21 protein-coding genes and 1 riboswitch are annotated in these 24,444 nt (G+C 35.1%); of the genes, 12 read left to right on the top strand and 9 right to left on the bottom strand.

Features of this window, described 5'->3' with window-relative positions:
• Nucleotides 1-13: 13 nt before the first annotated feature.
• Genes JMUB898_RS11410 through folE2 form a run of 3 tightly spaced genes read left to right on the top strand, consistent with a single transcriptional unit; the run spans nt 14 to nt 1,950 of the window.
• Nucleotides 14-376 carry a YojF family protein gene (locus JMUB898_RS11410; protein WP_002441153.1) on the top strand — a complete coding sequence of 121 codons (363 nt, stop codon included), beginning with the start codon at nt 14-16 and terminating at the stop codon, nt 374-376.
• 16 nt (nt 377-392) lie between these two features.
• Entirely contained in the window at nt 393-1,058 is a 666-nt protein-coding gene (gene bshB2 / locus JMUB898_RS11415) for a bacillithiol biosynthesis deacetylase BshB2 (RefSeq protein ID WP_002441151.1), read from the top strand.
• Nucleotides 1,059-1,071: 13 nt separating this feature from the next.
• A complete protein-coding gene (gene folE2 / locus JMUB898_RS11420) occupies nt 1,072-1,950 on the top strand; it encodes a GTP cyclohydrolase FolE2 (RefSeq protein WP_002441149.1) in 879 nt (292 codons plus the stop codon).
• Nucleotides 1,951-2,384: 434 nt separating this feature from the next.
• On the opposite strand, the gene JMUB898_RS11425 is transcribed toward folE2, so the two are convergent.
• Nucleotides 2,385-3,683, bottom strand: a complete 1,299-nt coding sequence (locus JMUB898_RS11425) for an MFS transporter (RefSeq protein ID WP_044466948.1) — start codon at nt 3,681-3,683, stop codon at nt 2,385-2,387.
• A 240-nt stretch (nt 3,684-3,923) separates the two neighbouring features.
• Between JMUB898_RS11425 and JMUB898_RS11430 the strand changes: the two genes are divergently transcribed.
• On the top strand, nt 3,924-5,414 hold the full coding sequence (locus JMUB898_RS11430) for a glycosyltransferase family 4 protein (RefSeq protein ID WP_002441144.1): 1,491 nt from the start codon (nt 3,924-3,926) through the stop codon (nt 5,412-5,414).
• Nucleotides 5,415-5,648: 234 nt separating this feature from the next.
• Here JMUB898_RS11430 and JMUB898_RS11435 read toward each other — a convergent pair whose 3' ends face one another.
• From JMUB898_RS11435 to tadA, 3 genes are all read right to left on the bottom strand, one after another.
• A complete protein-coding gene (locus JMUB898_RS11435; RefSeq protein WP_002441143.1) occupies nt 5,649-6,215 on the bottom strand; it encodes an NADPH-dependent FMN reductase in 567 nt (188 codons plus the stop codon).
• Nucleotides 6,216-6,231: 16 nt separating this feature from the next.
• Complete coding sequence (locus JMUB898_RS11440; protein WP_126514801.1) at nt 6,232-7,107, bottom strand: Cof-type HAD-IIB family hydrolase; 876 nt, start codon at nt 7,105-7,107, stop codon at nt 6,232-6,234.
• A 344-nt stretch (nt 7,108-7,451) separates the two neighbouring features.
• Nucleotides 7,452-7,958, bottom strand: a complete 507-nt coding sequence (gene tadA / locus JMUB898_RS11445) for a tRNA adenosine(34) deaminase TadA (RefSeq protein WP_002441139.1) — start codon at nt 7,956-7,958, stop codon at nt 7,452-7,454.
• Nucleotides 7,959-8,024: 66 nt separating this feature from the next.
• Here tadA and JMUB898_RS11450 point away from each other — a divergent pair, with 66 nt between their 5' ends.
• From JMUB898_RS11450 to JMUB898_RS11465, 4 genes are all read left to right on the top strand, one after another.
• Complete coding sequence (locus JMUB898_RS11450) at nt 8,025-8,642, top strand: deoxynucleoside kinase (protein WP_044466950.1); 618 nt, start codon at nt 8,025-8,027, stop codon at nt 8,640-8,642.
• Nucleotides 8,635-9,300, top strand: coding sequence for a deoxynucleoside kinase (locus tag JMUB898_RS11455; protein ID WP_002441135.1), 666 nt, complete (start codon nt 8,635-8,637; stop codon nt 9,298-9,300). Before JMUB898_RS11450 ends, JMUB898_RS11455 begins: the two co-directional genes overlap by 8 nt.
• A gap of 76 nt (nt 9,301-9,376) precedes the next feature.
• Nucleotides 9,377-9,476: riboswitch (TPP riboswitch) on the top strand.
• A gap of 106 nt (nt 9,477-9,582) precedes the next feature.
• Nucleotides 9,583-10,335: a 3-oxoacyl-ACP reductase gene (locus JMUB898_RS11460; protein WP_002441133.1), complete on the top strand. Its 753-nt coding sequence runs from the start codon at nt 9,583-9,585 to the stop codon at nt 10,333-10,335.
• A gap of 57 nt (nt 10,336-10,392) precedes the next feature.
• Nucleotides 10,393-11,694 carry an LLM class flavin-dependent oxidoreductase gene (locus JMUB898_RS11465; protein ID WP_002441131.1) on the top strand — a complete coding sequence of 434 codons (1,302 nt, stop codon included), beginning with the start codon at nt 10,393-10,395 and terminating at the stop codon, nt 11,692-11,694.
• A 123-nt stretch (nt 11,695-11,817) separates the two neighbouring features.
• Here the strand turns inward: JMUB898_RS11465 and JMUB898_RS11470 are convergent, their stop codons facing one another.
• From JMUB898_RS11470 to JMUB898_RS11480, 3 genes are all read right to left on the bottom strand, one after another.
• Nucleotides 11,818-12,522 carry an HAD family hydrolase gene (locus tag JMUB898_RS11470; protein WP_002441130.1) on the bottom strand — a complete coding sequence of 235 codons (705 nt, stop codon included), beginning with the start codon at nt 12,520-12,522 and terminating at the stop codon, nt 11,818-11,820.
• Between the two features lie 159 nt (nt 12,523-12,681).
• A complete protein-coding gene (locus JMUB898_RS11475) occupies nt 12,682-13,758 on the bottom strand; it encodes a branched-chain amino acid aminotransferase (RefSeq protein WP_002441129.1) in 1,077 nt (358 codons plus the stop codon).
• Between the two features lie 419 nt (nt 13,759-14,177).
• Nucleotides 14,178-15,137 (bottom strand): NAD-dependent epimerase/dehydratase family protein, encoded by a 960-nt coding sequence (locus tag JMUB898_RS11480; protein ID WP_126502007.1) that lies wholly within the window; start codon nt 15,135-15,137, stop codon nt 14,178-14,180.
• A 313-nt stretch (nt 15,138-15,450) separates the two neighbouring features.
• Here JMUB898_RS11480 and JMUB898_RS11485 point away from each other — a divergent pair, with 313 nt between their 5' ends.
• Nucleotides 15,451-17,178 (top strand): 5'-nucleotidase C-terminal domain-containing protein, encoded by a 1,728-nt coding sequence (locus tag JMUB898_RS11485; protein WP_037541127.1) that lies wholly within the window; start codon nt 15,451-15,453, stop codon nt 17,176-17,178.
• A gap of 63 nt (nt 17,179-17,241) precedes the next feature.
• Here the strand turns inward: JMUB898_RS11485 and JMUB898_RS11490 are convergent, their stop codons facing one another.
• Nucleotides 17,242-18,876 carry a ribulokinase gene (locus JMUB898_RS11490; protein ID WP_002441126.1) on the bottom strand — a complete coding sequence of 545 codons (1,635 nt, stop codon included), beginning with the start codon at nt 18,874-18,876 and terminating at the stop codon, nt 17,242-17,244.
• Between the two features lie 228 nt (nt 18,877-19,104).
• Here JMUB898_RS11490 and JMUB898_RS11495 point away from each other — a divergent pair, with 228 nt between their 5' ends.
• The 3 genes from JMUB898_RS11495 to JMUB898_RS11505 all read left to right on the top strand — a co-directional run bounded on the left by JMUB898_RS11495 (nt 19,105) and on the right by JMUB898_RS11505 (nt 22,382).
• On the top strand, nt 19,105-20,172 hold the full coding sequence (locus JMUB898_RS11495; RefSeq protein WP_002441125.1) for an alcohol dehydrogenase catalytic domain-containing protein: 1,068 nt from the start codon (nt 19,105-19,107) through the stop codon (nt 20,170-20,172).
• Nucleotides 20,173-20,199: 27 nt separating this feature from the next.
• A complete protein-coding gene (locus tag JMUB898_RS11500) occupies nt 20,200-21,435 on the top strand; it encodes an MFS transporter (protein ID WP_044466953.1) in 1,236 nt (411 codons plus the stop codon).
• Nucleotides 21,436-21,611: 176 nt separating this feature from the next.
• Complete coding sequence (locus JMUB898_RS11505) at nt 21,612-22,382, top strand: DeoR/GlpR family DNA-binding transcription regulator (RefSeq protein ID WP_037541126.1); 771 nt, start codon at nt 21,612-21,614, stop codon at nt 22,380-22,382.
• Nucleotides 22,383-22,910: 528 nt separating this feature from the next.
• Here JMUB898_RS11505 and JMUB898_RS11515 read toward each other — a convergent pair.
• Nucleotides 22,911-23,870, bottom strand: a complete 960-nt coding sequence (locus tag JMUB898_RS11515) for an ornithine cyclodeaminase family protein (RefSeq protein WP_002441122.1) — start codon at nt 23,868-23,870, stop codon at nt 22,911-22,913.
• Between the last annotated feature and the right edge of the window lie 574 nt (nt 23,871-24,444).

The following is a 24,444-nucleotide window of genomic DNA, read 5'->3' on the forward strand; positions in this document are numbered from 1 at the left end:
TAAGGGAGTGAACGTGTTGGAACCTATTAATGAGCAAGAAGTATTAAATTTGTTAACTTCTTATGAGAATAAACCCATATACTTACACGTTGAGACAACAAATGGAGCCTATGCAAACCATTTCGATGAACGTGTATTTAACGCTGGTACATTTCTAAGAAATATTCAAGTCACATACGAACATGCACAACTTAAAGGTGGCGAAAAAGATCCTTATCGTGTAGGTCTCAAATTACGCGATGGCGGTTGGGTTTATGTACAAGGGCTAACACACTTTGAAGTCAACGAAGACAACGAATTCCTCATCGCAGGATTTAATTACGAAGGACAATTGGCAGCTACAATAGAAATGAGCGAAAAGCCATTTACAATTTAAAAGGAGGTTATGATTCATGACTGATGAAAGACACGTACTTGTCATCTTCCCACATCCAGATGACGAAACTTTCTCATCTGCTGGAACTATTGCAAGTTACATTGATGCAGGCGTCCCAGTCACATACGCTTGCTTAACACTAGGACAAATGGGCCGTAACTTAGGTAATCCTCCTTTTGCGACAAGAGAATCACTACCTAAAGTTCGTGAACGCGAACTTGAAGATGCTTGCCGAGCAATCGGTATTACAGACTTACGAAAAATGGGATTACGAGATAAAACTGTAGAATTCGAACCTCATGATCAGATGGATAATATGATTAAAAATCTAATTGAAGAAACAAATCCATCATTAATCATTTCATTCTATCCTAAATTCGCAGTACATCCTGACCACGAAGCGACTGCCGAAGCTGTCGTTCGTACAGTTGGTCGCATGCCAGAATCTGAACGTCCAAGACTTACACTTGTCGCATTTAGTAACGACGCACCAGATATTCTAGGACAACCAGATATCCAAAACGATATTTCTAAATATAGTGATTTAAAACTCAAAGCCTTTGAAGCACATGCTTCACAAACAGGACCTTTTTTAAAACAAATTGCGAGTCCTGATATTGATGGACAAGCACAAAGTTTCTTAAAAGTTGAGCCATTTTGGACATATCACTTCGAATCTTAAATGGAGGTAAAACATGACAGAATTTGATTTATCTACTCGAGAGGGTCGCTGGAAACATTTCGGCTCTGTAGACCCTGTCGAAGGTACAAAACCTACAACTAAAAATGAAATGACCGATTTACAAAGTACACATAAAAATTTCCTATTTGAAATAGAAGAAGTAGGAATTAAAAATTTAACATATCCTGTGTTGATTGATCAGTATCAAACTGCTGGATTATTTAGTTTTTCAACGAGTTTAAATAAAGATGAAAAAGGCATCAACATGAGCCGTATATTAGAAAGCGTTGAAAAGCATTATAACAACGGCATTGAACTTGAATTCAATACGCTTTATCAAGTTTTGCGTACACTTCAAGAAAAAATGAACCAAAATGCAGCTGGGGTTGATGTATCAGGAAAATGGTTCTTTGACCGTTTTAGCCCTGTCACTCATATTAAAGCGATTGGAAATGCTGATGTCACATACGGTTTAGCCATCGACGGCGAAAAAGTGACACGTAAAGAACTAACTATCGAAGCTGCAGTGACAACGTTATGTCCTTGCTCTAAAGAGATTAGTGAATACTCAGCGCACAATCAACGTGGTATCGTTACGGTCAAAACTTATTTAAATAAAGACACAGATGTCGTTGATGATTATAAAGATAAAATTTTAGATGCGATGGAAGCCAATGCGAGTTCGATTTTATATCCAATCTTGAAACGTCCAGATGAAAAACGTGTAACAGAACGTGCATATGAAAACCCACGCTTTGTAGAAGATTTAATTCGATTAATTGCAGCAGATTTAGTTGATTTTGATTGGATTGATGGCTTCGATATAGAATGTCGTAACGAAGAATCTATTCACCAACACGACGCATTCGCCCGCTTAAAATATAGAAAATAAAAGCACATGTCGCCAAAAGGAGTATTGTGGCGACACGCCTGCAGGAATAGCATGCGTCTTGAGACTACTTGTAAGTCAGTTGATTTTTAAAAGACAGGCTACGCAGTAGCTGATTGATATTGAGCTCATAAAATGGCTCAACATCTAATCATCCTTGCGGGGGTGATAATACGAATTCTTAAATTCTAGAATTCTGTATCACTCCCAAGCCATGCCCGCGGCAAGGGAGCTAAACAATACGAAGTATTAATTTCCCTACTTAATCGTTTAATAAGGTTCTCTACAGTCTAAATAATATACTTTTATTGTTATGAAAACAGGCATTGCCTCACTACGTGCGAAGCAATGCCTGTTTTTTCTTTAATTAAATTTATAACTTCTCATGAGCGTAAAGCATAGACCTTTTACCAAATAAAAGTTGCGTCAGGCGTAAGCTAATGTTTGGCCATCTTCTTCTCACCTGGTTTAACAAAGCACATTGCTACAATACTAACGATTGAAGCGACAACCGCTGAGATAAACATTGTTGAATAACCATGTGTTGCAACGAGATAACCTGTTAAAGTTGGTGCAATCACAGTAGCGGTATTAACGAAGAAGTGTGTAATCCCTCCATATGTGCCTGTTTTATTTGGTGCTGTATCAATAATGACTGCCCAATAAACAGCGTTTGGTAGGAAGATAAATGCGTTACCGAGCATCATAAGTATCATGACAGCGACAATACTATGTGTGAATGGAATAATTAAGAAACAGATTGCCGCACAAATCATGCCTGCAATTGAAAAATATGATCGTGCGATTCTTAAACTACCCGTCTTTTTACGAAGCCAATCGGACATTTGACCGCCGAAATAGGCAGTAAAACATGCGCCAATCCATGGAATCATTCCTAGATACCATAATGAATGAATTTGAAAATGATATTCATCTTGGAGATACTTTGGTGTCCAAGTCAAAATGAGAAAGTTCACATACTGGAATCCAAAGTAACCAATCATATTCCCGACAAGTGTTGGACTTTTGAAAAAATGATACCATTTTTCACTTGCGTCTTCTGTTTCGACTGTTTTCTCGACATTTAGACTATCTTCCGTGGATCGGATTTCGTCCAACTCTTCTTCTGAAACCTTTTTATTATCTTCTGGGTAATCTGTAAAAACCTTTGCCCAAACCATAACCCAGACTAGACCGAGAATCCCTAATAAAACAAAGAGTATACGCCAGTTCGCGACTGTTAGGAAACCTGACACAATTGGTGCAGTAATGAGTGCGCCTAATGGAACACCAATTAATCCTAAGGCTGATAATACGCCACGTTCTTTTGGCGCTGCCCAGTTGGCATTTGTTTTACTAATTGTTGAAAAGATTGGTCCTTCTGAGATACCGAAAAGTACGCGCAGTAAACCAAAACCTGCAAGTGCTGAACCTCCAAATACAGCTATACCGAGCTCACCCGCAAATGCCATGGCAATTTCAACGATTGACCATGCTGCTCCTGCTAAAATCCATACAAATTTTGGTCCTTTTTTATCTGCTGTAATTCCACCTAGTAATGAACCAAACATATAACCGTAACCGAAGTAGCCTAGGATAGACCCCCAAGCAATATTGTCAAAACCAAATTCCTTTATGATATCTTCTTGTGCATAAGAAATTGCGCCACGATCGATGTAGTTAATCATTGTCATAATAACAATCATCGTAATAATAAAATATCGATAACGTTTCATTGTATCCCCCACCCCTTTATTTGAAACATCTCTTCCGTGTAAGTCTATCATAAAAATGTGTGTAAGCGCTAACAATATTTTAAATTTTCTGACTGTTAGGTCGGTTTGATTACATGCAAATCGTTGATATTAGTAGGATTAATCAATTTTTCTATTTTTTTATTTTTAGTTCATTTTATATTTAAAGATTTTATTATGTTACAATATTTGTAAAATAAATTTAAACTTAAGAGGTATTGAATGTTTTATTTTGTAGGAAATAATATAGGTCAAAAAATAACTGGTATAGAAAAAGCTATTATTAATCGTTTAAATCTTTTTAAAGAATATCATTATTCAGCAAGAATTGTGCTACTAGCATGGAATCGTTATTTAACAGATACGGCTTCAAATTATATAACTAATGAAGATTATATTAATATGTATGATTATTTCCAAGAATCAACAAATGTGATGTCTATATTTAGTAAAAATTGGTTACATTATTGGGAAGAAGAATGTGGCTATACTGTTAGAGATGTGCACCAAGCGAACGATGTGCGGGTGTATGATGGTGAAAACTTTATTATGTACGCTCATTTTAGTGATGACACACTACGAAAAATTGATTATATCAACTATTTTGATACATCTCGTAGAAAAATTAAACGAGAACTCTATGATACGCGCGGATTTTTAAGTTGTACAAGAATTTTATCAACAGATCAAAAAATACAATCAGAGTTTTATTATTCTCCAAGTGGCGAAGTAAAAATTGAAAAGTACTTTGATATTGATTCAAATGAACCTAATGTAGCAAAGAAAATACTATTGAATTACTGTGAAAGAGTCTTATTTTTCAACAATGACAAAGAATTAGGTGCATTTTTCATAGAAAAATTATATCAAAATGGCGATGTATTCTTTAGTGATAGAAATTTAATTACATCACATGTTTTCAATTCAGTATCAAACACTATTCCTGTAGTCGCTGTTTTACATAGTACGCATGTCAAAGATATCAGCGATTTAGAACACTCTCGTATTAAAAATGTGTATAAAGGTGTGTTCGATCATTTAGAGCGTTATCGTGCAATCGTTGTTTCGACACAACAACAAAAAGAAGATGTGAGCCATAGAATTCGTGATGTGATTCCTGTTTATGCGATTCCTGTAGGCTTTTCAGAGGAGGCAACTGAGTCTAACTTCGGTTATCAGAATCAAAAATTAATATCAGTGGCGAGATATTCTCCTGAAAAACAATTAGAACAACAGGTTCGACTTGTAAATAAATTAAAAGAAGAATTCCCTCATATTGAATTACATTTATATGGATTTGGTGCTGAAGAAAGAAAACTAAAAGATTTAATTCAAGAATATCATTTAAATAATCATGTATTCCTAAGAGGTTTTATTAATGATTTGACTGACGAGTTCAAGACAGCATATGTAAGTTTAGTAACAAGTAATATGGAAGGTTTTTCATTAGCGTTATTAGAATCGCAATCACATGGTGTACCTACGATTAGCTATGATATTAAATATGGACCAAGCGAATTAATTATCAATGATTATAACGGATTACTCGTTAATTTTAATGATGAGAATCAGCTATATGAAAAGGTTAGAAATTTACTTTTAAATCCTGAATTACAAAAAATGTATTCCAAAAACAGTATTGAAACGTCACAAAATTATAGTAAAAACGCCATTATAAAAAGATGGGAACAGCTATTAAGTTTATTTAACTAGTTGTATTGGACAGGCGGCTAAGGCATTATTTATTGTCTTAGCCTTTTTTAACATATGGGCAGTAGAGGGCTAAATTATATTTCTATTCCATCCTTTTTTTAGAGGGATAATATCGGGTGATTTATGTTACAAAAAACACTGCCAACAAAAGCCAAAGCTTTGTCGACAGTGTATGAGGGATCTCTAGGAAATGACGATTGTAATAAATAGAGGATCCGTTCGCTATGATACTCTTTATTTCAAATGTTCATATGGACTATTATTTACAAATGAGACGATTTGGTCTACGAATAATTTTGCACGTAATTGGAATTCATTATCCTCTAAATATAATGTACCATCGTCCAATTTAGCATAATCTGAATCATGTGTAGCGATTTGCGTTGGAACGGCAATACCTAATAAACTACGTACAATCACTCTTAAATGAGATAAAGGCTCTGAGCTTACTATGCCTCCACTATTTCCAATTAGACCCACGGGTTTCATTTTAAAGTAATCCATATTGAGATGGTCGAGTGCATTTTTAAGAATTCCAGAATACGAACCATGATAATTAGGCGTTCCTAGAATGAAGAAATCAGCATTCATGGCCTTTTCTTGAAGATCTTTCACATTCTTTTTAATCTCATCAACCGCTTGAGTTGTACCTGAAAAGTCTAATTGATGAATAGGCGTTTCAGCTAAATCGAATATTTCAACATCCACCCCGTGTTCGTCTAATTGACCTGTAAGGTATTTAGCTAACGCGTTCGTATGTGAACCTACTCTAGCACTACCTACTATAATTAATCCTTTCATTATTTACACCTCTTGTTTATGATAATTGATTTTCATCTTTTAAAAATTTCATAATTGCTTTACCGACGCCACTATTTTCATTTGAATCAGTGATATACTTAGCCACAGCTTTCACTTCTGGTGCAGCATTATCCATGGCTACAGGATAACCCACTCTTTCTAGCATCGAAATATCATTTAAGTTATCTCCGAGTGCCATGACATTCTCTAAGTCAATACCAAGTTGTTTAGCAATGGTCGCTAAGGCAATCCCTTTTTGCGCATCTGAATGCGTAATTTCTAAATTACCTCTTGAAGAAGAAGAAACGGCAAGATTAGGTGATTTGGCTAGTTCTTGACCTACAAGGTCAATTTTTCCTAAATCAGAATCGAACGCTAAAATTTTCATAATCAATTCGCCAGGGATCTCTTCAATTTTGTCATAGTTATCTACAATTTTTAAAGTTCCATTATCGATACGTTTTTGAATACTATTTTTAATTTTTTCAACATCTGCTTTTTGACCGGCACGTTCAGCGATATCAATATATATTTCTAAATCTCTTTGAGGAGCTTCTGTATAAATTCCTCTATTTGTATAGACTTGATAATAAATGTCTTCCTTCTTCAACGTAGTTGTAATCTTATTCACTAAGGAATGATTGAGATGAGATGTGCTCATGATATTGAACGTTTCGTCGCGAACTTCCGCTCCGTTCAGGCAGATATATGGTACTTTCAAATCTGTTTCAGCAACGGGCGTATTCGCTTCGTAAAAGGCACGTCCTGTTGCGATAACGACTGTAATACCGTGTTCTTGCGCAAATTTAATAGCTGCTTGATTTTCTGGAGTAATTTCATGTGCTGCATTAAGTAGCGTTCCATCCATATCTGTTGCAATTAACTTTATCATTCATTGACCTCGTTTCTTCCTGTTTGAAGGTAATATTTATGTTTTATTTTTTGAAAAGGCGAACGTGAATAGTCACCTCAAACTGCAGAAAAACTTTTAAAGATTAGGCTGGGGTATTAATACTTCGTATTGCTTTAGCTCCCTTGCCGCGGGCATGGCTTGAGCCTGTAGTCTCAAGACTCATGCTATTCCTGCAGGCGTGTCGCTATCAATACTTCGTTTATTTAGATTATAAATTTGAATCCCAGCCTTATCTTACTACTGTTCGAGTATTCACTCTTCTTCATGCATAACTAATTGATTTACTAGTTTATCTAAAAGCTTGTCACCTTTAATTTACACAGTTATTCTAACAAATTTGTGTCATTTTGTATCTTGGCTTGTTTGAGGGATCTCTTTTGTTGGCGTATGTTTTTGAAAAATTCACGTAGCAGTGTGCTGCATTCATTTTCCAAAATACCAGACTCAACTATCGCTCTGTGATTAAATTGCGGCTGTGCTAATAAGTTCATTAAACTCCCTGTACAGCCACCTTTAGGATCAATAGCACCGTAAACGACGCGTGGAATACGACTCATCACAATTGCACCTGCACACATCACACACGGTTCCAAAGTGACGTACAACGTGCAATCTTCTAAACGCCAACTCCCAATCACTTCTGACGCTCTTTCGATAGCAATGTGTTCAGCGTGAGCCGTGGGTTGTTGTAATGTTTCCCTCAAATTATGAGCGCGAGCAATAACGTGATTATCTTTCACGATGACAGCGCCAATTGGAACTTCCCCTAGTTCTTGAGCCTTTCTTGCTTCTTTAATTGCTAAACGCATGTAATCATTATCAGTTCTCATATGTGTTGCAATACCTCACTTATGGTACAATACTCAATGTCTATTTTAACATTTGGAGAAGTGAATATGAATAAACCATTTATTGCAATTGAAGGACCTATAGGTGTAGGTAAATCCTCACTTGCACACAAGCTCAGTCAGACGCTTAACTATTATGAAGAACGAGAAATTGTTGACGAAAATCCATTTCTCTCAGATTTTTATGACGATATTGAAAAATGGAGTTTCCAAACTGAAATGTTCTTTCTGTGTAATAGATATAAACAAATTAGAGATCTTGAAGCGTTAGATCAAGGTGTTGTAAGTGATTACCACATACATAAGAATAAAATTTTTGCGAGCAATACGTTAGATGAGAAAGAATTTGATAAATTCAGCCGTATTTATGATATTTTAACTGAGGATCTTGAAATGCCTAATATGATTATCTTTTTAGATGCAGATTTAGATATTTTGAAATCTAGAATAGCCAAACGTAATCGTGACTTCGAACATACGATTGAAGATGATTATTTATTAACATTGAAAAAAGATTATAAAGCATATTATGAATCTTTAAAAAAGGAAGGCGCAAACGTGATCCTTATTGATACAACCGAGAAAGATTTTGTGGAAAATGATAACGATTATAAAGAAATTTTAGAATTAATAAAACCCATGATTGGAGATAGCAAAGATGAATAATTTTGGCATTCCTCAAAATGCAGTGATTACGATTGCAGGTACTGTAGGTGTAGGTAAATCTACATTAACGCAAGCACTTGCTGACAAATTAAATTTTAAAACTTCTTTTGAAAATGTTGATCATAATCCTTACTTAGATAAGTTTTATCACGACTTCGAACGTTGGAGTTTTCACCTACAAATATACTTTTTAGCGGAACGTTTCAAGGAACAAAAACGTATGTTTGAATATGGTGGCGGGTTTGTGCAAGACCGCTCTATCTATGAAGATGTTGATATCTTTGCGAAAATGCACGAAGAACAAGGTACAATGAGTCAGGAAGATTACCATACATACGCAGAATTATTTAATGCTATGGTAATGACACCTTATTTTCCAAAACCAGATGTACTGATTTATTTAGAATGTGATTATGACGAGGTCATTGACCGTATTAAGCAACGTGGTCGTGACATGGAAATCAATACAGATCCAGAATATTGGAAGAAGTTATTTAAACGTTATGAAGATTGGATTAACAATTTCAATGCGTGTCCTGTCGTGCGCGTCAATATCAATGAGTATGATATTCATGAAGATTTCGATTCATTAGACCCAATTATTGAGAAAATTGCACACATCATACAGACACATCGAAATGTAGATACAAGATCGTAAAACGACTTGAAACATAGCTCACATCCTATGTTTGACAACCATATAAATTAAATATACGTTAATATTACAAGTTAATTATTTGCACTAGGGGTGTTTTTTAACTGAGATGGAGACAATCCAAACCCTTTGAACCTGAACTAGTTCGAACTAGCGTAGGAAAGTGTGGACATCAATCTTACCATTAAACTGTTTAAATATTTAATCACTAAGATGCACAACTTTTCTTACGGAAGGGTTGTGCATTTTTTTACCTAATTACAATTATTTTATTGGAGGATTATTATGTCAAAAACAGCAATCGTTACAGGAAGCAGTCGTGGTCTAGGCGCTAAAATCGCTCAAACATTAATTGAGAAAGGTTATAATGTCGTCGTCAATTACAAGCAGAGTAAAGAAAAAGCCGAAGCGTTAATTGAACATATAAGTGATGAAAAAGCCATCGCAATTCAAGCAGATGTGACGTGTCGTGATGAAGTTAACCAAATGATTGAAACAGCTACAGCACACTTTGGAAAGATCGATATTGTGATTAATAATGCGTTAGTTAACTTTAAATTTGATCCTAATCAACAAAAAAGTTTCAAAGATTTAACATGGGATGATTACCAACAACAACTGGACGGCACTTTAAAAGCTGCATTCAATGTCACTCAAAGTGTCATCCCGCAATTTATCAACCAGCAAGGTGGCAGAATTATAAATATCGGCACAAATTTATATCAAAACCCTGTAGTTCCTTATCATGAATATACTACTGCAAAGGCTGGCTTGATAGGATTCACACGTAACATTGCAGCAGAGTTAGGACAATATGGGATTACTGCAAATGTCGTTTCTGGAGGATTATTAAAAACAACAAACGCAAGTGCAGTCACGACACCTGAAGTGTTCGATTTAATTGCTCAAACTACACCTTTAAAAAAGGTAACTACACCACAAGATGTAGCAAATATGGTGGTCTATTTGGCATCAGATGAAGCTCGTGGCATCACTGGTCAAAATATTACAGTTGATGGCGGATTAACAATGAATTAATGTCTCAATTTTTCAAGTCATTCTTTATTAAAATAGAGAGACAAAGAGGTGTCATAATTGGAAGAATCACGTGAACTTAACATAGGTGTTTTACTTTATGGATGTGGACATCATCAAGCAGCATGGCAAATGGATGATTCGTTTATAGAACAAATCGGAGACATATCGTACTATCAGCATCTGGCTCAAATTGCTGAAAGAGGAAATTTTGATGTTGTATTTTTTGCAGATAATCAAGCTTTTAATGCAAGTGACGATACAACGTTGCCTGCGTTTTGGTTTGATCCTATCATTAATTTAACCGCAATTGCTCAAGTGACCTCTCATGTTGGTTTGGTACCCACAATCTCTAGCACCTTTTCAAATCCATTTACAGCAGCACGACAATTACTCAGTCTAGATCATATAACTCAAGGTCGAGTGGGATGGAACTTAGTCACATCTATGACCGATGCAGAAGCTCAAAATCACAGTCTTAAAAAGTTACCAGAAAGATCTGAACGTTATAAAAAAGCGGATGAATTTGCGTCAGTCATGAACCAATTATTTACATCATGGTCAACTTCATCTTTCGTTCCTAACAGACAGGACGATAAAATACTAGAATCTAGCGATATTCAACCTTTCAATCATAAAGGTGACAACTTTCAAGTGCGTGGGCCATTAACAACGCCACAAAGTCCTCAAGGAAAACCAGTATCTATGCAGGCCGGTGCCTCTAAAGAAGGTGTCGCACTAGCCGCAAAATATGCTGATGTTGTTTATTCTGTCTCTTGGAATATTGAACAAGCACGTGCTTACCGTGACAAATTGACTGATGCCATTACTAAAAGTGAAACCCCAAATAGAGCCATCAAAATTTTTCCTGGTTTAGTTACGTATGTGGCAGAGACACACGAGCAAGCAATGGCTAAAAAAGCAGAATTAGATCGTTACCTACCTATTGAAGATGCCTTAAAGCAATTGAGCTTTTTCGTTCAACAAGATTGTTCAAATTGGGAACTGGATCAACCTGTGCCAGACTTACCACCTGTTGAAGCGTTTAAAGGTCCCGTTGGCCGTTATGAAACCGTGCTCGCCATTATTGAAGACAAGCAACCTACTGTACGCGAATTACTAGGATATTTGAGTGCGGGAGGTGGCCATCTTACTCTAATAGGTACACCCGAAGAAATTGTAGATACCATGGAGAAATGGATAGATGAAGGTGTCGCTGATGGTTTTAATCTTATGCCACCTTCTTTACCTTATAGTTTAGAAGATTTTGTGGAATTGATTGTACCTGAATTACAAAAACGTGGACGATTCAGAAGTGCTTATCAAGATGAAACTTTCCGTATGCGTTTAGGATTAGAATAAAGCAAAACGTTAAAGCGCAACTAAGATATTTTAAAAAGCGTGGTCTTTTTCTTGAGTCTGTACTGTACCCAAAAGTTGTACTTTGGTTTAGTATAGTGATTCAAGTTCCCACGCTTTTCTATATCAATTTGATTCATTTTTGTACTGGTCTAAAATTTGTTTCACATCTTTAGCACTATCAATAATGACATCCGCTTCATGCAATTCTTCTCTTTTAGCAATCCCAGTGAGTACACCAATGCCTAGACCTAGTTTAGCATTAATTGCCGTTTTCATATCGTTGGCTGTATCACCTATAATCGCCACTTGATTTGGTGAAACATCATATGCATCAAATAAGGGTGCCAACACCTTTGGATTAGGTTTCTCTTCAGCATGTGTTTCTGTAGAGATGATGAGATCGAATAATGATTTCGACTGTGTTTCCTCTAAAAATTGATTCACGCCTTTTTTCGTATCGCTTGTGACAATACCAATTTTATAGCCTTCATTTCTAAGTTCTTGAATCACATCTTGTACGCCTTCAATCCAGTTATTTTCAGGAACTCTCGTATCAACAAGTTCTTGACTTGTATCTCTTGTCCAGTCCGTTGTATCTTGACCCGTCACATCATTAAAAGATTTAATCATATCTCCTAGAGATCCTGAGCCCATCACTGAATCAGGAACAATTTTGTCATCGATAATTCCAAGTTGACGATGCGCAACCTCTTTGTCATGAACCGGAAATGTTTCTAATAGTTTATCAACGAGACGGACACCAATTTTCTCCCAACTTTTATCAAATTCGATGAGCGTGCCATCTTTATCAAATAATATCCATTCCATCTTTACTTCTCTCCTGAAAATGATTTTATTAGTTTATACGTTTATTTATTATTGTAATATAGAGACATCGATAATTATAGAAAAGAGGATTGTTATTGAAAAGATGGTATTTAAAAAAGAGCCCTCTCATATGAGAAAGCTCTTTCTGAAAAAGACAAATTAATATTTAGGGACTTCTACTCTCCAGCCGTATTTATCTTCTAATTTGCCACTTTGGATTCCTGTATAAGTATCGTAAAGTTTTTGTGTAATTTCACCAGGTTCGTTGTTATTGATAACAATTTCTCTGTCTTCATAGCGAAGTGTACCAACAGGTGAAATAACTGCTGCTGTACCTGAACCAAATACTTCTGTAAGTTCACCTTTATCGTAAGCATTGAATAATTCTTCGATAGAAACTTTACGTTCTTCAACTTCATATCCTAAATCTTCAGCTAATTGGATAATTGATTTTCTAGTGATACCTGGTAAAATACTACCATTTAATGCTGGCGTAACTACTTTTCCATTTTCAACGAAGAAGATGTTCATGCTACCCACTTCTTCAACATATTTCTGCTCAACACCATCTAGCCATAAAACTTGGTCATATCCGAGCTTGTTAGCATTGGTTTGTGCAAGTAAGCTAGCAGCATAGTTACCAGCAACTTTAGCGAATCCTACACCACCACGAACGGCACGTACATATTCATCTTCCACATAGATTTTTGTTGCTTTCAATGTGTCTCCACCGTAATAAGCACCGGATGGTGATAAGATAATTAATAATTTATATTGTTGAGACGCACGTACACCAAGTATACCTTCTGTTGCGAAGACGAACGGACGAATGTATAAAGATTGTCCTTCTCCTTCTGGTACCCAATCACGTTCAACATCAATAAGTTGTTTCAATCCTTCTAGTAAAGCCTCTTCATCTACTTCAGGCATTTCTAAACGTGCTAATGAATTATTAATACGTTTGAAATTTTGGTCTGGACGGAATAAAACGACTTCATCATTATGTTTATATGCTTTAAGACCTTCGAAAACTGCTTGACCATAATGTAAACCTTGCGCAGCTGGTGAAACTTCTAATGGTGCGTAAGGCACAATCTTCATATCATGCCAACCTTTATCTGCGTCATAATCCAGACTTAACATGTAGTCTGTGAAATATTGACCGAAGCCTAAATTGGATGGATCTGGCTTCTCTTTTAAGTTATCTCGTTGTTCAAATTTTACTTTTTCTGACATGATTATTGCCTCCTAATAATTTCTCCCAATCGAATAGTTATACTAGATTATATCAATCGTATATTTACTATTCAATAAGTTTTCTAAATATTCAAAATAAATACCCAAATGTACTTATGTATTCTTAATTAGTTAAACATTACCATACTAAAGTTACAAGTTTCGTTATTTATATTATACAAAATACTTGAATAATAAATTAACTTCGCAACAAATTAAAAGAGGTTGGGACATAATCAATTGTCTCAACCTTCTTTAATATATTGGCAGTAGATGTCTGAATTGAAAGTGCGCTTATATCAAGCTTCTTTCAATCCTAGCCATCCTTGCCGGGGTGAGACAACGAAAGTAATTTTGATAAATTATATTTCTGTCTCACTCCCAAAAAATAAGTGAACTTCGTTGTAAATAGTGAGTGGTTATTTAGCAACCTTTTCTTTCTCTTCGATAGCCTCAAGCATTACCTTTGTCATTGAAGCTGAATCATACTTAGGATCAAATCCCCATTCGCCACGAGAACAACTTGTATCAATACTATCTGGCCAAGTTGATGCAATTTGTTGACGGTCTGGATCAACATCATAATCTAATTCAAAGTCTGGATAAAATTCTTGAATCGCATTCTTAACCATTTCAGGTTCAATACTCATTGCACTTAAGTTATATCCATTGCGTGTTTCTAATTTAGCACCATCAGCTTCCATTAATTTAATAATGGCATCGATCGCATCATCCATGTACATCATATCCATGTATGTGTCTTTATCGATATAACTAGTATAACGACCTTCTCTCACTGCTTTAAAGTATATTTCTACTGCATAGTCTGTTGTACCTCCGCCAGGCTCTTTCACATGTGAAATAAGTCCAGGGAATCTTACACTACGAGTGTCTACACCAAACTTAACGAAATAATACTGGCATAATAATTCACCTGCGACTTTATTTACACCATACATCGTTGTAGGCTGTTGAATTGTTACCTGTGGCGTATTGACTTTAGGCGTTGACGCACCAAACGCCCCAATAGAACTTGGTGTAAAGAATTGCAAGTGATATGTACGTGCCGCTTCTAAGGCATTCATTAACCCACCCATATTTAAATCCCATGCAAATAATGGGTTCTTTTCAGCAGTCGCAGATAATAATGCTGCCATATGCATCAATGTATCTGCTTCAAAGTCTTTTACTAATTCAAACATATGATCTTTATCTGTAACATCTAAAATTTCGAACGGTCCATTTTGAACCGGAGAATCGACTTCAGGTTCCCTTATATCAGTAGCCAATACATTTTCAGTACCGTAAATTTCCCTACATTTCACAACTAACTCGGTTCCAATTTGGCCTAATGCGCCTGTAATCATTATCTTTTTCATCACGAAATCTCCCCTTGTTCATTTATAAAAATGCGATGTCCTTCTGATATGTACATATTCTTAATTTACATCTATATTATATTATAAAAGCGCTTTCTTGTATATGTAGTGAGCACATAATTGTATGAAAATAATATTTGGAGTTTTAAAATTTGGAGTTATAACCATATTAGTGACTGTGCTTTATACTCAGTGATTTTACTTTTTGTTAAATAGGTCTAAATTTAAAGTTAAAAATTTTAATAAAATAATTATCTATTCTTTTTATATGGTAATATTACATTGTAAATCCATTTTTATAAAGGAGGAAAATATGAAGAGAATACTTTTTAGTATCATCATTATACTACTCGTTGGCCTAGGTATTGTACCTAACGTAAATGACGCCTTTGCAACCGAACATACTAGTACGAGTCACTCAAATCAAGACCAGTCTCTAAGTAAACATAAGATATTACATACAAATGATATTCACGGTCGCTTTGTAGAAGAAAAAGGTCGTGTGATAGGCATGCCAAAATTAAAAGGATTAAAAAATAAAGAAAATCCTGATTTAGTTCTAGATTCAGGAGATGCCTTTCAAGGATTACCTGTTTCAAACCATTCAAAAGGTGAAGAAATGGCTGAAGCGATGAATACAGTTGGTTATAATGCCATGGCTATCGGTAACCATGAATTCGACTTTGGCTATAACCAATTATTAAAGTTACAAAGTAAAGTGAAATTTCCGATGCTTTCTTCTAATATTTATAAAAACGGCAAAAGAGTTTTCAAACCTTCCACAGTGATTAAAAGAAACGGCGTACGTTATGGAATTATTGGCGTCACAACTCCAGAAACCAAAATTAAAACTTCTCCAGACGCTGTTAAGAATGTAGAGTTTAAAGATCCTTTAAATAGCGTTAGAAATGCTATGAAACACATTGACGGCAAAGTTGATGTTTATATTGTTTTATCTCACCTTGGTATCGATAAAAATACGAAAGAACAGTGGCGAGGTGATTATTTAACAGATCAATTATCGAAGGACAAATCATTTAAACAACCTATTATTGTATTAGACGGTCATTCTCATACAGCTATTAAACATGGTATGAAATTTCATAATGACATTTTAGCTCAGACTGGGACTGCTTTAGAAAATGTTGGTAAAATTGATTTCACTTTTAACCATGGTAAAGTTTCAGATTTAACAGCGAGTCTGATTAATGTTAAAGACACAAACAATGTGAAAGCTGACCCAGCTCTTGAGAAACAAGTCAATAAAGCAAATGATGAATTCAAAAAACAAACTTCCACTGTTGTTATTCCTAATAATAAAGTCGAATTAAACGGCGAAAGAAATATAGCTCGTAAACAAGAAACAAATCTAGGCAATTTAATTACGGATGCAATGGAAGATTATGCAACTAAGAACTTTAAACATAAACCTGATTTCGCTATCACAAATGGTGGCGGTATTCGTGCATCAATTTCCAAAGGGAAGGTTACAAAATATGATATTATATCTGTTCTTCCTTTCGGTAATTTAATATCTCAAATTAAAGTTAAAGGTTCAGATGTGAAGAAAGCTTTTGAACATAGCTTAAGTGCACCAACTGAAACTAAGAATGGCAAGAAACAACTCTCATCAAACGGCGGTTTCTTACAGGTTTCTAAATCCATACGCGTTTATTATGATATCAATCAAAAATCTGGTTCAAGAGTGAAAGACATTCAAGTGGTTAATCACGATACTGGAAAGTTTGAAAAATTAGACCCTAATAAGACATATTATGTAGCTACGAATGACTTCACTGCTAGTAAAGGTGATGGCTATGATATGTTTGGAGGAAAACGTGAAGAAGGTATTTCGTTAGACGAAGTTGTAGGCAGTTATATCCAAAAACATGATCTAAGTAAATATAATACTACTCATCCTGTAAGAGTGATTAATGGTAAACCAAGCTCAGCTAAGAAATCCACAAGTGATTCTAACCAACATACTCACTCTAAAAATTCAACATCAAAAACAGCACAACCTCATAAGAAGTCAGCATAAAAATAAAGTGACTCTGAGTTGAACCTCTATTCTCAGAGTCACTTTCAAAATTTAATGATCGTTCTATACTTCCATTAGTTTACCCACATTGCGCATAATTCTCGCTTTTTTATAACCATGTATGTCATGAAGTTCTTTATACGCACTAAATAACTTTTTGTAACGTTTCACTTTCTCTGGTGTTGGCTCAATTTCATATAGTACAGGTTCTTTCATTGCACCAATTGCCTGATTTAAATTACTATGTGCCCCACCACATAACGCACCTAGTATTGCTGCTCCTATAGCAGGTGCATACTCACTATCAATGATTGTAATTTTTTTATTTAACACGTTAGCGTAAATATCCATCATTAGAGGATTCTTTTTAGGAATACCACCACAAGCGAAGACTTCTTCTACATCCATATTCCAACTTTGATACTGTTGCATAATCATTTTAGTACCGAACGCAGTAGCTTCTAAATAAGCACGATATATTTCTTCATGAGTTGTTTGTAAAGACATTCCAAATATACAACCTTTAAGATTGCTATCACTAAGTACACTTCTATTACCATTGTGCCAATCTAACACAACCAACCCACTCTCACCTGGTAATTGATGTTCAACTTTTTCATTTAATAATTCAAATATTGAAATGTCTCTTTGTTGTGCTTCATCTACATATTCTTTCGGTGCTTGTTTCGCAACGTATTCAAACAAATCTCCAACTGCTGATTGACCAGCTTCGTATGCATACAATTCCGGAATAATTGCGCCTTTTACCGAACCAGAGATACCTGGGACTTTATGTTGTTCCTCATTAAGCATCAAATGACATGTGCTCGTACCGATAACCATCGTCATTTGTTTATCTTTTTGTGAACCAATACCTAATAAACTAGAATGGGCGTCGATAATAAATGGGCTGACCTTTGTTTCTTTACTCAAACCTAATTTCTGAGCCATTTCTTTAGATATTGTACCAACTGTTTCTCCAATTTTTACGATTGGCGCATCGACTTTGTCACGCACGATTGCAGATAATTCATCGTCGACTTTATCAAATAAATCATAATGGAATCCTTCATTTTCTTCCCAAAATGATTTGAAACCAAGCCCACAATTCGATCTCACATTTTGACCAGTAAGTTGGTTAACAATCCAATCACCGGCTTCCATAATATTCTGAGTCACATTCATAACTTCAGGCGCTTTATTTTTCACTTCCATAATTTTTGGAATCATCCATTCACTGCTCACATTAAATCCATAATATCCTAGCCAACGATTTTGGTTATCTAGTGCTGTTTGAAATAGTAAATCTGCTTCAGCTTGAGCTCCATGATGTTTCCATAATTTGACGTATGCGTGCGGATTATTTTCGAACCCCGGCAGGTTATGAATCGGTGTTAAATGTTCATCTGTAAACATGACCGTAGAAGATGTGAAATCTATTCCAATTCCTACGATTTCACTTGCATCGACACCAGATTCTTCAATAATTGCTGGTATCCCTTCTTCTAAAACTTCCATATAGTCATTACTATTTTGTAAAGAAAAACTTTGAGGTAACTTTGTACCATTTAATGATCGTTCTATTGTGCCATGTGTATACGGCTTTACATACTTAGCAACAATGCTCCCATTATCTGTATTCACTAAAAAAGCTCTACCTGAGCCTGTACCATAATCTACACCTATACTATATGTCATTCGTAATACCCCCGATAGTATCTATCTTTAACATCTCTTTATCAATAGCTTAAGAAAGCGTTTTCTTAAATAATAAGCATAAATAAACAATAAATCAATGATAAAGTTTCCAACGAAACATAAATGTGCAGATTTTGAACAAAAGTGATTGGCAATTACAATTGTAAGCGTTTACTATTATTCACATAAACAAAAAAGAGCAATCGAATTAAGGGGAGTTGAACATAAATGAGCATTAATGCAGATGCATATCGTTTAGTAAAACCGGGAGAATTTGAATTCACTACTATCACACATGAATTTAACGATGGAGATGTCATCGTAAATCCTAAAAAAGCAAGTGTGTGTCACGCAGATTTACGTTATTACACAGGTAATCGTCGTAAAGAAGCGTTAGAGAAAAAATTACCTATGGCATTATTCCATGAAGGTATTGGCACAATCGAAGAATCGAAACATCCTAATTTTAATAAAGGCGACAAAGTAGTGATTGTACCAAATATTCCATCTCGTCTTAGAACAGGTGATTTCGCAGAGACAGATTTATTAGATAATTACGATGAAAATGCCGTGTTTATGGGTAGCGGTTATGACGGTATTTGCCAAAATAGAATGGTCGTACCTGGCGAGAATATCGTAAAAATTCCTGATCATTTGGATGAAGACGTCGCATTATTAGCAGAACTTTGTTCTGTATCACTATTTCCAATTAATCAACTAAAAGAAGTCACAACTCAGTCTTCTCCTCAAGTAGCAGTCTTTGGTGACGGACCTGTAGGCTATCTTGCTGCTACTGCACTTCACTACATTTATGGTATCGATAAAGAAAATTTAATTGTCTTCGGTGCGATTGAAGAGAAATTAAAATCATTCGAAAGTTTTGCTACAACGCATCTTGTTTTTGATTATGACTTTAACAGTCATAGAGGTGTACATACTGTGTTTGAATGTTGTGGTGGTAAATTCTCAGAGTCAGCAATTAACCAAGCGATTGATTTAATCGATCGTCAAGGCCAACTCGTATTGATGGGTGTCACTGAAGAACTTGTTGGCATAAATACGAGAGATGTCTTAGAAAAAGGATTAACTCTATCTGGTAGTTCTCGAAGTACAAAAAGAGAATTCGAACAATTAATTCAAGCATTCGAAAACGAGGAATACCAAGAAGCATTAAAAAAATTAATTCCAGAAGATTACTATGATATTTATAGCACTGAGGATCTTAAAAAAGCAATGGATGACACTGCAGCTCATAAAGGTTGGAAGAAAACATATCTTCAATATCACTGGGCTTAGGTTGATTACATCTAAGGAGAGAGTCATATGATAAATCAAAACACTATTTTAGGTATGCCACGCAAAATTGTTTGGGGATATATAGGTATACTTGTCTTTATGATGGGTGATGGCTTAGAAATTGGATGGCTAAGTCCATACTTACAACATAATGGTTTTAATAGTCACGAAGTAAGTTGGTTATTCAGTTGTTACGGTATAACAGTAGCCATTGCAAGTTGGTTCAGTGGTGTACTTGCAGAAGCACTTGGTGGAAAACGTACGATGTTTATTGGGCTCATTTTATATGTGATTGGAACTGTCTGCTTCGTAGGTATTGCCCTACCATCAGAAAGTTTAGCAATTATGTATCCAGCTTATGCATTAAGAGGACTAGGTTATCCGCTATTCGCCTATTCTTTCTTAGTTTGGATTTCTTATCGTTCTGAACAACGTACTTTAGGCGCAGCAGTTGGTTGGTTCTGGCTCGTCTTTACTGGCGGTTTAAATGTGCTAGGTGCGTTATACTCAATTTTCGCGATTAAATATTTCGGACATATTGGAACATTATGGAGCTCACTCTTCTGGGTTATTCTCGGTGCTATTTTAGCGTTAGCGTTGAATCGAGATAAATTACCTACGGATAAAAGTAATGCTAAATCTAAATTATTAGAGATGGGCAAAGGTTTTACAATTGTAGTGGAACAACCTAAAGTTCTTTTAGGCGGTATTGTCCGTGTAATTAACACAACTGCACAATTTGCATTTCCTGTATTCCTACCTCTCTATTTAGAACATTATGGTATTCCTACCTCTAAATGGCTTGCTGTATGGTCAGCTATTTTCTTCGGAAATATCGTCTTTAATCTAATTTGGGGAATAATCGGTGATAAAATTGGTTGGCGTAATACTGTTATGATTTTTGGTGGTATTGGTAGTGGTATTTCATGTCTATTAATGGGCTATGTGCCTATTTGGACTCATGGTAATATTATATTACTTACAGTAGTCGGTGTTGCTTGGGGTATCTTCATCGCAGCTTATGTTCCTTTAACTGCTTTAATCCCTTCACTCGTTAAGAAAGACAAAGGTGCAACACTTTCTATATTAAACTTAGGTGCAGGCTTACCTGTATTCGTAGGTCCTATGATTGTACGATTCTTCTTAGATCCTTTAGGTGATTTAGGAGTCATTTGGATTCTTGGCATATTGTATTTCATTAGTACTATTTTAACGTTCTTTATAAAGATGCCTAAAAGTCAACAATACGGTGAAATAGAATAGGTAATAGGCTGTGGAGAGAATTAGTTCCTTTTCTTTCTACAGCCTTTTCTCTTCGTTTGTTATAATAACGTTGAAGATAACTCTTATTTATTGAAAATTAATATAAAATCTCGAGATACAAATACATATCATACATTATACACAAATCAATGATATCGAAAATGGAGACGACGCCTATGTTACCAGCAGAAAGAGAACAAAATATAATTTCATACTTGAAAAAGCATAAAACTGCAACTGTTCATACCTTAGCTGCAGAGTTCAACGTACATGACGCAACCATACGTCGTGATTTAATTAAACTTGAACAATATAATCAAATTAGACGTACACATGGTGGTGTCGTCTTAAACAGCACTGACGTATCAAGTGAACTTAATTTTGATGATCGAGAAACTACAAACTACTATGAAAAATTAGGAATCGGTCAAAAGGCAGCGGAATTTGTCAATGACGGAGATACACTCATCATTGATTCTGGCTCAACGACATTACAATTTGCAAGAGCGATAGTACATAAACAGAATCTCACTGTCATCACTAACGATATTCATATTGCCTCAGTTTTACGTTCCACGAATCATCGTGTCATCGTAACAGGTGGCGTATTATATCATAATAACTATGTACTCAATGGCTTTATAACAACCCAAACATTACAATCCTTTAATTCTATGAAGGCATTTATAGCGACGCCTGCATTAGACGCTGTCAAAGGTATGACGCATTATAGTGAAGAATTTATTGCTGCAAAAAGACAAATGGTCGAACAAGCGCATGAAGTCTATTTACTTACTGATAGTACGAAGTTAGATAAAGTTGCGTTCTATCAAGTGAGTCCAATTGAAAAGATTGATACACTTATTACAGATAACCAACATGATTTAAGTGCATATCGTGAAGTATGTTCGAACGTTGTAGCAATTGATCCCAAAGATTATGAATAGTTTATCATGTTATTTGAAAGTAGTATTTCTCGGGAAATAACTTAAAGCATTAATCTCTTCTATTCAGTCTGAGGTTTGTCTGAAGTCAGAGTGAACACCCTCTTTTTTGAAAACATTTGAAAATGATAATTGAGAACGGTATCATTTATTATATAATCGTAAAGTACAAGGATGATTGACATGAAAGAGGCACCAAAAACATATAAACAAGAACAATTGGGTTTAATCATTTCTTTAATCGTGTTTATATGTTTTATCTATCAAGATATACATATCCTTTGCACGAAACAAGAATTAACTCGTATTCTTCTTTGTAGCTTTAGTTTAATTGGATTTCTGTTTCTTTGTGTGCTCAACGTTATGCGCATTATTTCAAATTATCGTCGCCGACCATAAGTGATTTTAAATAGGAGATCGGGACATAATTCCATTAAAAAAGTAGTAGCAAGATGACTTCAATGGAAAATCATCTTACTGCTACTTTTTGTTTATCTTTTAAGGATAATGCTTTTGTTTACCCTCATCTGATTATGATTTTTTATTTTCTAGTGACTTTTTATAAAAATACTGTGCAACAACGATATCTACAATTGCTAATCCTACTGATTTAAATAATGTGACCTCTTTTTCGTCTTCACGACCTTCTTTCTTTCCTGATACGATATCACCTAACTCACTGTATAACATATCTTCAGTCAATACACCCTCATCTTGAGGCACTTTTAAGTCACCTGTTTCCTCCATAGCTGCTTCAGTTGATTCTACAACGATCTTATTAGCAACCATCATAGACTCTGAAGGTAACTCTTGCATATCAGGCTTGAATGATCCTACTGCATTAAGATGTACGCCCGGATGTAACGTATGTGAATATACTGGCTTTGAAGCATTTGTAGCTGTTACAACAACATCTGCTCCTTCCATTGCCTCATCAGCTTCATCATAAACTTTTACTTTAACTCCGAATTGTTGTTGAGTTGCTTTAGCAAGTTTTTCAGCCTTTTCCTTTGTCCTACTTGAAAAGTGAATTTCCTCAATATTTCTCACAGCCATTACAGCTTCTATGAGACCTTCAGCTTGTACACCAGCACCAATGACGGTTAATACTTTAGCATCTTCACGAGACAAGTATTTGGTAGCAACACCAGAGATCGCGCCTGTTCTAATTTTAGTTAAATAACCACCATCTAATACTGCTAGCGTTTCCCCTGTTTCATAATCGCTTAATATGACTGAACCAGTAATCGTTGATTTTCCTTTTTTAGGATTGTCAGGAACAAATGAAACTGTTTTTAACCCAACAATTTTTAATTCATCTGATAATGCTGGCATGACTAAATAACGATTCTCTTCATTAAATGGTATGACATGTCGTAGCGGTGTTTCTGTCTTACCTTCTGAAAATGCCTGAAGCGCTTGTCCTACCTCTTCGATAACTTCATTCATATTTAATAACTCTGCTTGAGTTTGTTCGTCTAAATATCGCATTTAACCCCTCCTTATTAATGAAAAAGCCTCTTTTTTAATAACATTCCCTATGAAAAAAGGATGTAACACTTTAATTAATTTTAAAACAAAATCGGTAGTAATATTGGAAGAAGTACAATGACATTAAAGAGATTAATGAAAATACTGACATTAAGAACATTTTTAATCAAATTTTGACGTTGAAGTAGAAATCTCAAGCATAATGAAATGATAAGTAAAGTGATACTAAACAAACCAAAAATTGATATAATATCTAGCCCAAATTTACTTATATTGTTGAAATTGATACAAATCCAAATGATTAAAATAAGATAATTCAATAGGTTCATTCCATAAATTAAATACTTCATTGTTTGCTCCTATTTATGTGACTTTATTTTCATGTGCTATGATACATAAGCATTTAACTTTTCAAGATGATATATTGACTAAATCCGATATTTGAAACAAAAGTGTTGGATTTATTAAATTTATGTTGTGGCAATGTAAATTCCGTGCTATTCTTTTATTTATAAATAAAAGGCAATGTGCACTAACACATTACCTTGCGATTTTGCTTTTATATAAGCAAAAC

It is taken from the genome of Staphylococcus caprae (genome assembly GCF_003966625.1).
In the GTDB taxonomy this organism is placed as follows: domain Bacteria; phylum Bacillota; class Bacilli; order Staphylococcales; family Staphylococcaceae; genus Staphylococcus; species Staphylococcus caprae.

What these genes read in the sequence shown, in the direction of transcription:
- bshB2 (WP_002441151.1), top strand. Translation starts at nt 393, where the DNA reads ATGACTGATGAAAGACACGTACTTGTCATCTTCCCACATCCAGATGAC.
- folE2 (WP_002441149.1), top strand. Translation starts at nt 1,072, where the DNA reads ATGACAGAATTTGATTTATCTACTCGAGAGGGTCGCTGGAAACATTTC.
- JMUB898_RS11425 (WP_044466948.1), bottom strand. Translation starts at nt 3,683, where the DNA reads ATGAAACGTTATCGATATTTTATTATTACGATGATTGTTATTATGACA.
- JMUB898_RS11430 (WP_002441144.1), top strand. Translation starts at nt 3,924, where the DNA reads ATGTTTTATTTTGTAGGAAATAATATAGGTCAAAAAATAACTGGTATA.
- JMUB898_RS11435 (WP_002441143.1), bottom strand. Translation starts at nt 6,215, where the DNA reads ATGAAAGGATTAATTATAGTAGGTAGTGCTAGAGTAGGTTCACATACG.
- JMUB898_RS11440 (WP_126514801.1), bottom strand. Translation starts at nt 7,107, where the DNA reads ATGATAAAGTTAATTGCAACAGATATGGATGGAACGCTACTTAATGCA.
- tadA (WP_002441139.1), bottom strand. Translation starts at nt 7,958, where the DNA reads ATGAGAACTGATAATGATTACATGCGTTTAGCAATTAAAGAAGCAAGA.
- JMUB898_RS11450 (WP_044466950.1), top strand. Translation starts at nt 8,025, where the DNA reads ATGAATAAACCATTTATTGCAATTGAAGGACCTATAGGTGTAGGTAAA.
- JMUB898_RS11455 (WP_002441135.1), top strand. Translation starts at nt 8,635, where the DNA reads ATGAATAATTTTGGCATTCCTCAAAATGCAGTGATTACGATTGCAGGT.
- JMUB898_RS11460 (WP_002441133.1), top strand. Translation starts at nt 9,583, where the DNA reads ATGTCAAAAACAGCAATCGTTACAGGAAGCAGTCGTGGTCTAGGCGCT.
- JMUB898_RS11470 (WP_002441130.1), bottom strand. Translation starts at nt 12,522, where the DNA reads ATGGAATGGATATTATTTGATAAAGATGGCACGCTCATCGAATTTGAT.
- JMUB898_RS11475 (WP_002441129.1), bottom strand. Translation starts at nt 13,758, where the DNA reads ATGTCAGAAAAAGTAAAATTTGAACAACGAGATAACTTAAAAGAGAAG.
- JMUB898_RS11480 (WP_126502007.1), bottom strand. Translation starts at nt 15,137, where the DNA reads ATGAAAAAGATAATGATTACAGGCGCATTAGGCCAAATTGGAACCGAG.
- JMUB898_RS11485 (WP_037541127.1), top strand. Translation starts at nt 15,451, where the DNA reads ATGAAGAGAATACTTTTTAGTATCATCATTATACTACTCGTTGGCCTA.
- JMUB898_RS11490 (WP_002441126.1), bottom strand. Translation starts at nt 18,876, where the DNA reads ATGACATATAGTATAGGTGTAGATTATGGTACAGGCTCAGGTAGAGCT.
- JMUB898_RS11495 (WP_002441125.1), top strand. Translation starts at nt 19,105, where the DNA reads ATGAGCATTAATGCAGATGCATATCGTTTAGTAAAACCGGGAGAATTT.
- JMUB898_RS11500 (WP_044466953.1), top strand. Translation starts at nt 20,200, where the DNA reads ATGATAAATCAAAACACTATTTTAGGTATGCCACGCAAAATTGTTTGG.
- JMUB898_RS11505 (WP_037541126.1), top strand. Translation starts at nt 21,612, where the DNA reads ATGTTACCAGCAGAAAGAGAACAAAATATAATTTCATACTTGAAAAAG.
- JMUB898_RS11515 (WP_002441122.1), bottom strand. Translation starts at nt 23,870, where the DNA reads ATGCGATATTTAGACGAACAAACTCAAGCAGAGTTATTAAATATGAAT.